Source organism: Nocardia noduli (genome assembly GCF_019038455.1).
In the GTDB taxonomy this organism is placed as follows: domain Bacteria; phylum Actinomycetota; class Actinomycetes; order Mycobacteriales; family Mycobacteriaceae; genus Nocardia; species Nocardia noduli.
On record NZ_JAFMPL010000003.1, the window covers coordinates 219,300 to 232,733 of the forward strand.

At 69.5% G+C, this 13,434-nt stretch carries 6 protein-coding genes; all 6 read left to right on the top strand.

Annotated features, from left to right (window positions below):
• Position 1 precedes the first annotated feature (1 nt).
• Entirely contained in the window at positions 2-6,349 is a 6,348-nt protein-coding gene (locus JZ792_RS04075) for a type I polyketide synthase (RefSeq protein ID WP_216906945.1), read from the top strand.
• Complete coding sequence (locus JZ792_RS04080; RefSeq protein ID WP_216906947.1) at positions 6,346-8,535, top strand: hotdog family protein; 2,190 nt, start codon at positions 6,346-6,348, stop codon at positions 8,533-8,535. Before JZ792_RS04075 ends, JZ792_RS04080 begins: the two co-directional genes overlap by 4 nt.
• Positions 8,532-10,100, top strand: coding sequence for a PfaD family polyunsaturated fatty acid/polyketide biosynthesis protein (locus JZ792_RS04085; protein ID WP_216906949.1), 1,569 nt, complete (start codon positions 8,532-8,534; stop codon positions 10,098-10,100). Before JZ792_RS04080 ends, JZ792_RS04085 begins: the two co-directional genes overlap by 4 nt.
• Complete coding sequence (gene accA / locus JZ792_RS04090) at positions 10,097-11,791, top strand: acetyl-CoA carboxylase carboxyl transferase subunit alpha (RefSeq protein ID WP_216906951.1); 1,695 nt, start codon at positions 10,097-10,099, stop codon at positions 11,789-11,791. The genes JZ792_RS04085 and accA overlap by 4 nt, the downstream gene beginning before the upstream one ends.
• A complete protein-coding gene (locus JZ792_RS04095) occupies positions 11,788-12,363 on the top strand; it encodes an acetyl-CoA carboxylase biotin carboxyl carrier protein (protein WP_216906953.1) in 576 nt (191 codons plus the stop codon). The genes accA and JZ792_RS04095 overlap by 4 nt, the downstream gene beginning before the upstream one ends.
• Positions 12,360-13,434 (top strand): acetyl-CoA carboxylase biotin carboxylase subunit (locus tag JZ792_RS04100; protein WP_308165135.1); only part of this gene is annotated, 1,075 nt, incomplete at its 3' end. The genes JZ792_RS04095 and JZ792_RS04100, both read left to right, overlap by 4 nt.

The following is a 13,434-nucleotide window of genomic DNA, read 5'->3' on the forward strand; positions in this document are numbered from 1 at the left end:
TGTGACGGACGACAGACGACTGGCACGCAACCCGATCGCCATCGTCGGGATGTCGGGCCTGCTGCCGCGGGCCCGCGACCATCGCGAGTACTGGCAGAACATCGTCGACGGCGTGGACTGCACCGAGGAAGTGCCCACGTCGCGATGGAGCCTGGACGACTACTACGACCCGGATCCGACGGCCGCCGACAAGACCTACTCCCGGCGCGGCGCCTTCCTGCCCGATATCGATTTCGACCCACTGGAATTCGGGCTCCCGCCCAACCAGCTCGAAGTGACGAGCACCATGCAGACGCTGAGCCTGGGCGTCGCGCGTGACCTGCTCATCGACGCGGGCGCGGTGGACTCGGCCTGGTACGACCCGAGCCGGACCGGCGTCGTCCTCGGCACCACCGGCCCGGTGCCGCTCATGCATCCGCTGGCGGCCCGGCTCTCGACGCCGGTGCTCAAGGAGGCGGCGCGTTCGGTCGGCCTGTCCGACGACGACGCCGACGCGATCGCCGACAGATTCGTCGCCGCGTTCGCGCCGTGGGAGGAGAATTCCTTCCCCGGTCTGCTCGCCAATGTCGTCGCGGGCCGGGTCGCCAACCGGCTCGGCCTGGGCGGCATCAACTGCACCGTCGACGCGGCCTGCGCCGCGTCGATGGCCGCGATCCGCACCGCCATCGCCGAATTGCAGGACGGCCGCGCCGATATGGTGCTGACCGGCGGTGTCGACACCGAGAACACCATCTTCATCTACATGTGCTTCAGCAAGGTCGGCGCGCTCTCGCCGACCGGGCGGATCAGCCCGTTCTCCGACGAGGCCAACGGCACCCTGCTCGGCGAGGGCATCACCATGCTCGCGCTGCGCCGCTTGGCCGACGCGCGCCGCGACGGCAATCGGATCTACGCGGTGATCCGCGGACTCGGCTCGTCCAGCGACGGACGCGCCAAGAGCATCTACGCCCCGCGCGCGGAGGGACAGCGGCTCGCCCTGCAACGCGCCTACGCCGACGCCGAATGCTCGCCCGCCGATATCGAACTCATCGAAGCGCACGCCACCGGCACCGCCGTCGGCGACAAGACCGAACTCACCGCACTCAAGGGCGTGCTGTCGGACGCGAGCTCCGAAACCGGTTTCGCCGCGCTCGGCAGCGTCAAATCCCAGATCGGGCACACCAAGGGCGCCGCGGGCACCGCGAGCGTCATGAAACTCGCGCTGGCCCTGCACCAGAAGGTACTGCCGGGCACGATCAATGTCGACGCGCCCAACGCCGAGATCAGCGCGACCGAGACCCCGTACTACGTGAACACCGCCACCCGCCCGTGGATTCTCGATCCGCAGCGGCCGGTGCGCCGGGCCGCGGCTTCCGCCATGGGATTCGGCGGCACCAACTTCCACCTCGTGCTCGAGGAAGCCGACCAGGTACGCGGGCAGGTCCTGCACCGCACGCCGCACGCACACCTGTGGCACGCACTCGATGTGGCCGGACTGATCGACGCGGTGCGCAGCGTCGAACCGCACGACGGCGGTGACATTCCCGAGGATCACGCTCGCGTCGGCTTCGTCTCGGTGGACGACGACAGCGCCGACCATCTGCGCGAACTGGCCGTCGACGAGTTGATCCGCGACCCGGAAGCGAGCCACTGGGACCATCCCGAGGGCGTGTACTTCCGCGCCGCAGCCCTGCCGAACCGCAAGGTCGCCGCGCTGTTCGCCGGTCAGGGCAGCCAATACGTCGACATGGGAGCCGCGGCGGCACTGGACAATCCGCCGGTCGGCACGGCTTTCGACACCGCGAACGCGGCCTTCGCGGGTGCGGCGCGTCGACTGTCGTCGGTGGTGTTCCCGCCGCCCGCGTTCGACGAGCAGACCCGATCGGAGCAGGAACTGACCCTGCGCCGCACCGAATTCGCCCAGCCCGCGATCGGCGCGATATCAGCGGGACAGTTCCTGGTACTGACCGAATTCGGTTTGCGCGCAGACGGTTACCTCGGCCACAGCTTCGGCGAACTGACCGCGCTGTGGGCATCCGGCGCGCTCGAGACCGAGGAATTCCATCGTCTGGCCCGTGCTCGCGGTGTGGCGATGACCCCGGCGGACGGTGTCGACGCGGGCACCATGATGGCGGTGGGCGCGACCCGCGAGACCGCCGAGGAACTCATCGCCGATATCGACGACGTGTGGATCTGCAACCACAACGCCCCCGATCAGGTCGTGGTCGGCGGGGGAGCGGCCGGTATCGCCGCTGTGGCGGCACGCAGCGCCGAACGCGAGATCGTCACGCGCGAACTACCGGTGTCGGGTGCGTTCCACACGCCCTACGTCGGTCACGCCGTCACGGCCTTCGCCGAAGCCGTCGCCGCGGTGCGGATCGGCGAGCCGGACGCGACGGTCTACGCCGACACACCCGGCGTGCGATACGGCGCCGACAGCGCGCACAACGGTGCGATCCTCACCGAACAGCTCAGCAAACCGGTCGAATTCGCCGCGGCGCTGAACGCCATGTACGACGACGGCTGCGCGATCTTCGTGGAATTCGGTCCGAAACAGGTACTCACCTCACTGGTCCGGCGCACCCTCGGCGACAAGGTGATCGCCGTCGCCACCGATTCCGGACCGGTCGGCGACGGCAGTCTCGCGCTCGCCCGCGCCGCCGTCCGGCTGGCCGTGCTCGGTGTCGACCTGCGCGGTCTGAACCGTCACGGAGCGCCCCCGCGACCCGCCGTCACCGCGAAAGCCGGTATGACGGTACCGCTCTCGGCGCCGGAGTACGTCCCGTCGAGCCGCAGACAAGCCTATGCCGAAGCCCTCGGTGACGGCTATCGCGTCGGCGTGACCGCGCCCGAACCGGTTCTCGCCTACGCCGCCGCCGTCCCCGAACACCGTCGAGAAATCGAAAGGCCAGTCGTGCCAGCACAGTCCAACGGTGCACCGCAGACCTCCGTGCATCCGTCCCCGCAGCCGCGTGAGCCGTTCGCAGCCGATGTCTACGCGCCCGTCCCGACGGTCGACGCGCTCGACACCGCGCTGGTGCAGCATCTGCGCACCCACAACCAGTATCTGGACGGTCAGCTCGATATCGCGCGCGGCCTGGCGGGCGCGTTGAGCGGCGGCGCGTTGGACGAGTACACGGTCCGGGCGATCGAGGCCGTCAAGGACCACGGCGTCACGATCAGCGCCAGTCACACCCACGCGGTCGATGTCCTGGTGCAACTGGCGGAGCTGGAAGGTGGTGGCCCGGCGTCCGTCCGCGCGCCGTCGCGCCGGGTAGCTCCGCCCGCCCCGCAGGTGTCGCAACCGGCCGCCGTGACCGCCCGGGAGAGTTTCGCGCCCGCCGCGTACGAGTCCGCCGCCGCCCCTGCCGAGGTGAATATCGGTGTGCCGATGGCCGTTCCGTCGGTCGAATCGAACGGGTCCGCGCCCGCACCGGAAGTCGTATCGCCCACCCCGGCGCAGGACACCGGCGTGTCCGCCGACGAACTCCGTCGCGCCCTCCAGGAAGTCGTCGCGGACAAGACCGGCTATCCGGTCGAGATGGTGGATCCGGGCCGCGACCTCGAGGCGGATCTCGGCGTGGATTCGATCAAGCGGGTCCAGGTGATCGGCGCGCTGCAAGAACGCTTCCCGCACCTGCCGAATCTGGGGCCCGAACAGCTGGGCACCCTGCGCACCCTGGATCAGATCGTGGATCTGCTCGGTGTGTCCTCGACCGAGCCGCAGAGCGTCCCGGTGGCGGGCGAGGACCCGAGCACCGCGGACGGCGATGCGAACCCGTCGGAGGAGGAACTGCGCCGCGCCCTGCGCGAAGTGGTCGCTGACAAGACCGGCTATCCCGTGGACATGGTGGATCCCGGCCGCGATCTGGAGGCGGATCTCGGCGTGGATTCGATCAAGCGGGTGCAGGTGATCGGTGCTCTGCAAGAACGGTTTCCGCGATTGCCGAGCCTGGGTCCGGAGCAACTGGGAACCCTGCGCACGCTGGATCAGATCGTGGCCGAGTTCGCGGCGTCGACCGGCGGTGATGTCCACCCAAAAGCTGAAGCCGCGGCCTCGACGCCGCGGCATCTCGTCGAGTCCGTCGCCCTGCCGCCCGTGGACGTGGTGGTGGACCGGTACCCCGCGCGGGCCGAGGTCCTCGTGGTCGATCTCGCCGACAACGAATCCGATCGAACAGCGATCGAAAGGGCCTGTGCCGCACGAGGCTGGCGCGTCAGCACCGTCGGCTCGTCCACCTCGGATCACACCGATGCGGTGGATATCTGCGTGGTTCTCGTGGGCGGGCAGGCCGACGCGGAACAGGCCGGACGTCGGTTGACCGATGTCATCCTCACCGCGAAACACGTGCTCCCCGGCCTGCTCGCCGCCACCGGCCCGGCGGCGTTCGCGACGGTCACCCGACTCGACGGCGCACTGGGTTTCCTCGGCACCGCCGACCCGTTCACCGCGCTCCTCGGCGGCGCGGGCGGCGTGGTGAAAACACTGGCCGCCGAACACTCCGCGATCTTCACGCGCGCGCTCGACCTGGCACCCGGCGTGACCGGCGAACAGTTCGCCGCGACGATCCTGACGGAACTGTCCGACAGCGCGCGCGACACGCTCGAGGTCGGCATCGACGCCGCCGGAAACCGTCGGACCCTGGTTCCGAGCGGATACGCCGGTGCGCGCACGGTGACGGCGGTGCGCCCGGCCGACGAACAGCCGCCGAGCGTCCTGTCCGCCGACGACGTACTCGTGGTCACCGGGGGAGCGCGCGGCGTGACCGCCACCTGCGTGCGCGCGCTCGCCGACCGCGGTCCCGCACGTTTCGTCCTGCTCGGGCGATCCGAACTCGCGACGGAGCCGCAATGGGCCGTCGCGGTGGACGATCCGGATCTCAAACAGGCGGCACTGCGCGCGTTGGGCGGCACCGGCGTCACCCCGCGCGATATCGAGCGGCACTGCTCGGCGATCCGCGCGACCCGCGAAATCCGTTCCACCCTCCGGGATCTGGACGACCGGGCCGAATACATCGCGGTCGACGTCACCGACCCCGAGGCCGTGCGCACCGCGCTCGCACCGTGGAGAGACTCGATCACCGGCGTCGTGCACGGTGCCGGTGTGCTCGCCGATTCGATGATCACCGCCAAGTCCGAGGAGTCGATCGACCGCGTCGTGCGACCCAAGATCGGCGGCTTGGCGGCTGTGCTCGCCGCCGTGGGCGAGTTGCGCCACCTGATCCTGTTCACCTCGGTGGCGGGCCTGTTCGGCAACGCGGGCCAGTCCGACTACGCCGCCGCCAACGAAGCCCTCAGTCGATTCGCGGTGAGTTATCGGCACGCCCATCCCGACTGCCACGTCACCGCCGTCGACTGGGGTGCGTGGGACGGTGGAATGGTCACCCCCGAATTGCGTGAGTTCTTCGTCGATCGCGGTGTCGAACTGCTCGCGCCCACCCGGGGCGCCGCCGCGTTCACCGAGCAGTTCACCGAGGAACGGGCCGCCGACACCGTGGTCCTGATCGGACCGGCCACACCGCTGTCACGCGCGGAATCGGCCGTGCGCGGCGGAATTCGCGCACGGCGCGGAGTGACCGGGCTGACCGAGGAACCTGTGATCGCCGCACACCGCATCGGCGACCACATCGTCCTGCCCGCGACCTTCGGTCTCGGCGCGATGATCAACCTCGCCGAACGCCACCTGCCCGGCCGGACGGTGATCGGCGTCCGGGACTTCCAGGTACTCAAGGGGATCGTGTTCGACCACCCGATCGACGAACTCCACCTCGAACTCGAACCGGCCGACGACAACGGCATCGCGGTGCGCGCGAGCGTACTCGGCACCACCGCAACACATTTCCGAGCCGTGCTCACGCTTGAAGAGCACCCCGACACCCCACCCCGAACCGTGGTCCCCGCCGGTGTCCGAGCCCCGGCCGACGAGATCTACCGCGACGGAGTGCAATTCCACGCCCCCGCCCTCCAGGGCATGCGCTCGATCCTGACCGCCTCCGACGAGACGATCGTGCTCGAATGCTCATTGCCCGCCACCACGGTCGCCGCGGGCGCGTACGCGGGCAGACTGCACGACCCGGTATTGGCCGACCTCATCCTCCAGGGACCACCGGTACTCGGCCACCGCCTGCTCGGTTCGGCCTGCTTACCACTCGGCGTCGGACGAATCGACTACTACCGCCCGCTCCCGTCGCACGAGCCGTTCCTGCTGGTCGTGGACAACCCCCGCGCCGGAAAGGTGGACGCCCGTATCGACGCGACCGCCGTAGGGACGGACGGCACAGTACTGCAACGCTTCTCGGACGTCACCGTGGTGACGACACCCGATCTGACGGAGAAGTTTCGAACCTCGGTGAGGCAGTGGATGTCATGACAGTTCTCGACTTCGACGGAATCCCCTTCGATCCGGTCCCCGCGCCGGGCGCACCGGCAGGTGCGAACGCTGGAGTGCAGTCCGCGCGCCGTGGGTGGGGGCCGGAACCCGGTACGGACACGGAGTACAGGTCGGTCACCGACACCGGCACCGGCACCGACACAAACGGCGACGGCGTCATCGGCGGTGATTCGGTCTACTCTGCCGGTCGACTCGGCGGCACGGAGCGCAACCCATCGCCCACAGGCGTCGGCGACGTAGCGCACGACGCAATCGGCACATCCGACGGAGTCGTGGCGCGCAACGTGGCCAGCGGGTCCGGTGGGAACGTCGTGCACAACGCAGTCGGCGGACCCGACCGCGATGTCGTACGCACGGCGGTCGGCGAGCTTCGCGCGGGGGTCGTGGAAGCCCACCGCGCCGCACTCGCCGCCCAGGTGGCCCTCCAACGCGCCATCTGGCAACGATATGGGCCGCCGTCGGCTCACGAGGTAGCACCACCGCTCTCCCCGTCGCGGGCCGCGTCACACCCCGGCACCTCGAGCGCACCGGAAGACGCCTTCAAACCGCCCGCTCGCTCGGCGGTCACCCACCTCGACCTGTCGGCCTTGCGTCGACTCGCCACCGCCGACATCGCCGGGGTATTCGGCCCCGGCTACCGGCGCGGTACCGCCGAGGTGACAGCACGTCTGGCTGCCACATCCCCGTTGGTACTGACGGGAGTGGAACGCATCGAACTGCGCGGCGGCGGCAAAGGTCTCGTGGTCGCGACCTTCGACGGCGACCCGCGCGCCGCGGTCGTCCAGGCGGCCGAAGTATTCGCCCTCTACACCGGGATGTGGTTGTGCCTGTCACACGGTGACCTGGTCTCGGCGGTGGGCATGGACGCGGAGGGCGAGAACATCTCGGGCACCGTCGAATTCGTCGTCACCCGTATCGATCTCGTCCCGCGCCCGCACGTGACCGGGTCCGCTCGGGTATCCGGTGTCGCCGATACCGTCGAGGTGACGGTCGCCGTGGTCGAACCCGCGGGAGCATCGGTGGGCCCCGGAGCCGCGGCCACCGGCCTCCTGCTCAACGAATTCCACATGACCCACCTCTCGCGCGGCGACCAGGCCATCGCGATGGGCCCCGAGTTCGCGGAGTACACCGGCGTGCGGGCGACCCGGCTGCCCACCGGCGGACTGCTGCTCGTCGACCGCGTCATCGAATTCGACGGCGAGCGCGGCAGATTGGACTCCGCCTCCTACACCACCGAATACGATTCGCCCGCCGATTCCTGGTACTACGCCGACACCGCCAACGACTCCATGCCGCATTTCGTCTACATGGAGACCTCATTGCAGGCGGCATTGCTGATGGGGTACTACGCGGGCCCGACGCTGACCCAGGCGGGCACCACCCTGAGCCTGCGGAATCTGGGCGGCACGGCGACCGTGCTGCGCCAGGTCGACCTGCGCGACGCCACCATCGAACAGTCCTCGCGCCTGCTGAGCACCACCATCCTGCCCGGCTCCTCGCTACAGACCTTCGACTACACGCTGAGCGTCGACGGCGAACCGTTCTACCGCGGCGAGACCATGTTCGGGTATTTCAGCGATCAGGCACTGGCCAATCAGACCGGACTCGACGCCGGGAAGACCAAACCCGCGTGGCTGTCCGAGAATCCCTCGGCCGCCGTGCGTTCCGTCGACGTGGCGGCACGGCGGGCGGATCCGTCCGCGCCGCTGTGCGCGCGCCGCAACCTGACCCTGATCGACAGTGTCGACGTGGTCGACGGCGGCGGCGAATTCGGCGAGGGCTACCTGCATTCGCTGCGTGTCATCGACCCGTCGGACTGGTATTTCGCCCGGCACTTCCACCTGGACCCGGTGATCCCGGGGTCGCTCGGCGTGGAGTCGGTGATCCACGCGATCCAGGAATGGATGCTCGACGCGGGCTACGCCGACACCATGACCGACCCCGTCTTCCGCATCCCCCGCGACATCGCCTTCAGCTGGCGCTATCGCGGACAGTTCCTGCCGACCGACGGCACGGTCGAACTCGAAGCCCACATCAAATCCGTCACCCGGACCCGCGACGGTGTCGTGGTCGTCGCCGACGGATCGCTGTGGAAGCCGGGCCTTCGCATCTACGAACTCCTCGATCTCGCCGTCGAATTGACCGATCGGAAGGTGACGCGATGACCGCGACACGGACGGCCGCTGTCGCCGCGACGGCCGCCGATATCGGCGCGCTCCTGCTGGACCTGCGGCGCCCGTGCTGGATCATCCGACACGGCGACCGCGTCGTGGCCACGGCCGACGAGACCGTCGCCGCAGGCGCGCGAATACTTGCCGCAGTCGGACCTCTTCCGCCGGAACAGCTGGGCGACAGCGGATTCCGTGCCGCACATGGTGTCCGCACCGCCTACGCGGCGGGAGCCATGGCGAACGGTATCGCCTCACCGGCGCTTGTGTCGGCGATGTCGCGGGCCGGGTACCTCGCGTCCTACGGCGCGGCGGGTGTGTCACCCGGGATCGTGGACGCGGCGCTGTCGCGGCTCGCCGCCGAACTCACCGACCGGCCGTTCGCCTGCAACCTGATCCACAGTCCGTCCGAACCGGCGTTGGAGCGGGCGATCGTGGATTCCTGCCTGCGCCACGCGGTGCGCTGCGTCGAGGCGTCGGCATTCATGTCGCTCACCCGCGAGGTGGTCCGCTACCGGGCCGCCGGGCTGACCACCGACCGGGACGGTCGCGTCGTGGCCCGCAATCGCCTGATCGCCAAGGTTTCCCGGGTGGAGGTCGCCGACCTGTTCCTGCGTCCTGCGCCCGCGCACCTGCTCCGCGAACTGGTCGAACGCGGTGATCTCGACCCCGAACAGGCGCGCCTGGCCGAGCGCGTGCCGATGGCCGACGACATCACCGCCGAAGCCGATTCGGGTGGGCATACCGACCGTCGTCCGCTCACCGTCCTGCTACCCGAGTTGATCGCGGCTCGGGATCGCCTCGCCCGGGACCTACCGTCCGCGGCGGCCGTGCGGATCGGCGCGGCAGGCGGAATCGGAACACCCGCCGCCGCGGCCGCCGCCTTCGCGCTCGGCGCGGCCTACGTGGTCACCGGGTCGATCAACCAGGCCGCTGTCGAGGCCGACCAGTCGGAGACCACCAAGAAGCTGCTCGCCACAGCGGATTTCGCCGACTGCACCATGGCGCCGTCCTCGGATATGTTCGAACTCGGCGTGCAGGTGCAGGTGCTGCGGCGCGGCACCATGTTCGCCGCTCGCGCGCACCGGCTCTACGAGACCTACCGCGAGTACGCGGGCGTGGACGCCCTGCCCGACGCGCTGCGTACCGAACTCGAGACCACGATCCTGCGGCGACCGCTCGAGGCCGTCTGGCAGGACTGTGTCACCTTCTTCACCGACCGTGACCCCGCCCAGCTCGTCGGCGCGGCGGAGGATCCGAAACGCCGTATGGCACTGATCTTCCGGTGGTATCTCGGGCTCTCGTCCGGGTGGAGTATCCGGGGTGAGGCCGAACGCGCCGCCGACTATCAGATCTGGTGCGGGCCCGCGATGGGCGCGTTCAACAGCTGGACCGCGGGCACCTACCTGGCCTCACCGAACAACCGCACCGTCGCCGATATCGCCGACCAGATGATCACCGGCGCCGCCTATCTCACCCGGATCGCGCAATTACGCACCGCCGGTGTGCGTTTACCCGCCGACATCGCCCGATTCGCGCCACGACCGAGCGAGGAACGATGACCGTCACGGATACCGAGATCGACACCGCCACGGAACCGTCCTGGATGCTGTGCCCGCGTTGCGGAGCCATCGTCTACGGCAAACGCTATGAACGCGCAGGCCACGTCTGCCCGGAATGCGACGGGCACGGCGCGCTCACCGCCGACCAGCGCATCGACTCACTGCTCGACCCCGCGTTGGTCGAGCCGATCGAATACGCCGAAACCGTCACCGATCCGCTGGAATTCACCGATTCTCTCAGTTACATCGACCGGCACGCTCGCGCCCGCGCGGCCACCGGCCTCCCCGACGGAATCCGTTGCGCGCGCGGCACCGTCGACGGCGCGCCGGTGGTCCTGGCCGTCATGGATTTCCGTTTCCTCGGCGGCAGTCTGGGCGCGGCGGTCGGTGAGGCGGTCACCACCGCCGCCGAGACCGCGCTCGAGTCGCGCATCCCGCTGGTCCTGGTTACCGCGTCCGGCGGCGCGCGCATGCAGGAGGGCATCCTCGCCCTGATGCAGATGGCCAAGACCAGCCAGGCGCTGCGCGCACTCGACGACGCGGGCATCCTGACCATCTCGGTGATCGCCGACCCCACCTACGGCGGTGTCGCCGCCTCGTTCGCCACCAGCACCGACATCATCATCGCCGAACCGAAGGCGCGTCTCGGTTTCGCGGGCCCCAGGGTGATCAGCCAGACCATCGGCGAAACCCTGCCGCCGGGCTTCCAGACCGCCGAATTCCTGGTCGAGCACGGCATCGTGGATATGATCTGCCATCGTTCGGCACTGCGCGACCGACTCGCACGGCTGCTGAGAATGGCCGCCGATCGCGGTCGACGCATCCCCGCCACCGAACTCCAGCCACCGATCATCAGCGATCCGGCATCGCTGCCCGAACGCGACCCCTGGGAGTCCGTCCGCGCGGCAAGGGAATTGGGTCGACCGACCACGCTGGACTATTTCGCCGCCGCCTTCGACGAATTCGTCGAACTGCACGGTGACCGGATGTCGGCCGACTGCCCGGCCATGATCACCGGCCTCGCCCGCCTCGACGGTGTCCCGGTCGCGGTCGTCGGCACCCAGAAGGGCCACACCGCCGCCGAACTCACCCGTCGCAACTTCGGCATGCCGACACCGTCGGGCTACCGCAAATCGGCGCGCCTGCTGCGCCTCGCGGCGAAACTGGGCCTTCCGGTGATCTCCCTCGTCGACACCGCGGGCGCGTATCCAGGAGTGACCGCCGAGGAACAAGGTCAGGCCGTCGCCATCGCGGAATCCTTGAAACTGCTGGCGGGACTGCCCGTTCCGGTGATCACCGTGATCACCGGCGAGGGCGGCAGCGGCGGCGCACTGGCGCTGGCCGTGGCGGATCGGGTGCTGGCGCTGGAGAACGCGGTGTACTCGGTCATCAGCCCGGAAGGCTGCGCGTCGATCCTCTGGAAGGACGCGGCCGCGGCCCCCAGGGCGGCGAAGGCGCTGCGCGTCGACTCGACATCCCTGGTCCGGCTCGGCGTCGCCGACGCGGTCGTCCCCGAACCCGCGGGCGGCGCGCACCGCGACCCCGCCACGGCGGCCGCCAATCTCCGCCAAGCGCTGCGTCATGTGCTGATCGGCTGCGGCTCGCTCCCGGTCACCGAACTGCTCGCGCGGCGACACCACCGATTCCGTGCCTACGGCACCATCCGACCGACGATCGAGGAGTTCCAATGACCGAGTCCGTGGCCACCGAACCGCTCGGCCGGGCGCTCAACGCGGCCGACGCCGACCAGGCTCTCACCATTCTGTCGCGTCACGCGCTGACCGTGCGTGACGCCACCGCCCCCACCACGGTGACCGTCGCCAACGGTCCGATCTCGCTGCGTATCAGTTGGGAAGCGCATCCGTCGTCCCAGGAGAGGGTCGCCGCGTCGGCGAACGGCACCGCTCCTGGCAACGGCGTCGGGCCTGCGAACGGTGCGTCGGTCAACGGCGGTGCCCCGGTGAACGGCGCGGCCGCCGACGGGCGACCCTCTGCCGCGGAAAGCGACTCGGACAACGAGACTTTCGTGATCGCCTCCGACACCGTCGGAGTGTTCTACCGACTTCCCGAACCCGGCGCGGCCCCCTTCGTCACCGAAGGAGACATCGTGCGATCCGGCCAGCAGGTCGGCATCGTCGAAGCGATGAAACTCATGATCCCGATCACCGCGACCACTTCCGGCCGGGTCGTGGAATTCCTCGTCGACAACGGCGCAGCGGTGGAACACGGCGCGCCGCTGATGCGGCTCGAGGTGACCGGGTGAGCGTCGGGGCGATCAGGAAGGTACTCGTCGCCAACCGCGGCGAGATCGCCGTGCGTGTCCTGCGCACCTGCGCCGAACTCGGTATCGGGACGGTCGCCGTGTACTCCTCGGCCGACGCGGATTCGGCGGCCGTCCGCATGGCCGATCAGGCATTCCGCATCGGTCCCGGCCCCGCCAAACGCAGCTACCTGCACATTCCCGCGATCATCGAGGCGGCGCGCGCCACCGGCGCCGACGCCATCCACCCCGGTTACGGATTCCTCTCCGAGAACCCGGATTTCGCCGAAGTGTGCGAAGCGGAAGGTTTCGTCTTCGTCGGCGCGCCCGCCACGGTGATGGCCGACCTCGGCGACAAATCGACCGCACGCACACTGATGGCTGCGGCGGGCCTGCCCTTGCTTCCGGGCAGCCGCGACCCCCTCGATTCCGCCGACGCAGCCGCCGCGCTCGCCGACGACATCGGCTACCCCGTGATCATCAAAGCGGTCGCGGGCGGCGGCGGACGCGGTATGCGGGTGGTGCGCGAATCCGGAGATTTCGCGGCGACTTGGCGGGAGACGCGCGCCAACGCCGCCGCCGTCTTCGGCGACGACCGCCTCTACGTCGAGCGCTATCTCGATTCGGCCCGCCACGTCGAAGTGCAGATCCTCGCCGACCACCACGGCACCGTTCTCCATCTCGGCGCGCGCGACTGTTCACTACAGCGCCGTCACCAGAAACTGGTGGAGGAATCACCCGCCCCCGGCCTGTCCGACGAGGTGCGTGATGCGATCTGCGCCGCGGCCGTACGCGGAGCCGCGGCGGTCGGCTACGTCGGTGCGGGCACCTTCGAATTCCTCCTCGATCCGCTCGGCCGCTTCTACTTCATGGAAGTGAACTGCCGCCTCCAGGTGGAACATCCCGTCACCGAGATGGTCACCGGAACAGACCTCGTCGCCGAACAACTCCGCATCGCGGCGGGCCTGCCCCTCACCCTGTCACCCGACGTCCTCACCCCGCGCGGCGTCGCCATCGAATGCCGCGTCAACGCCGAAGATCCCACCCGCGAATTCGCGCCCGCCCCCGGCACTC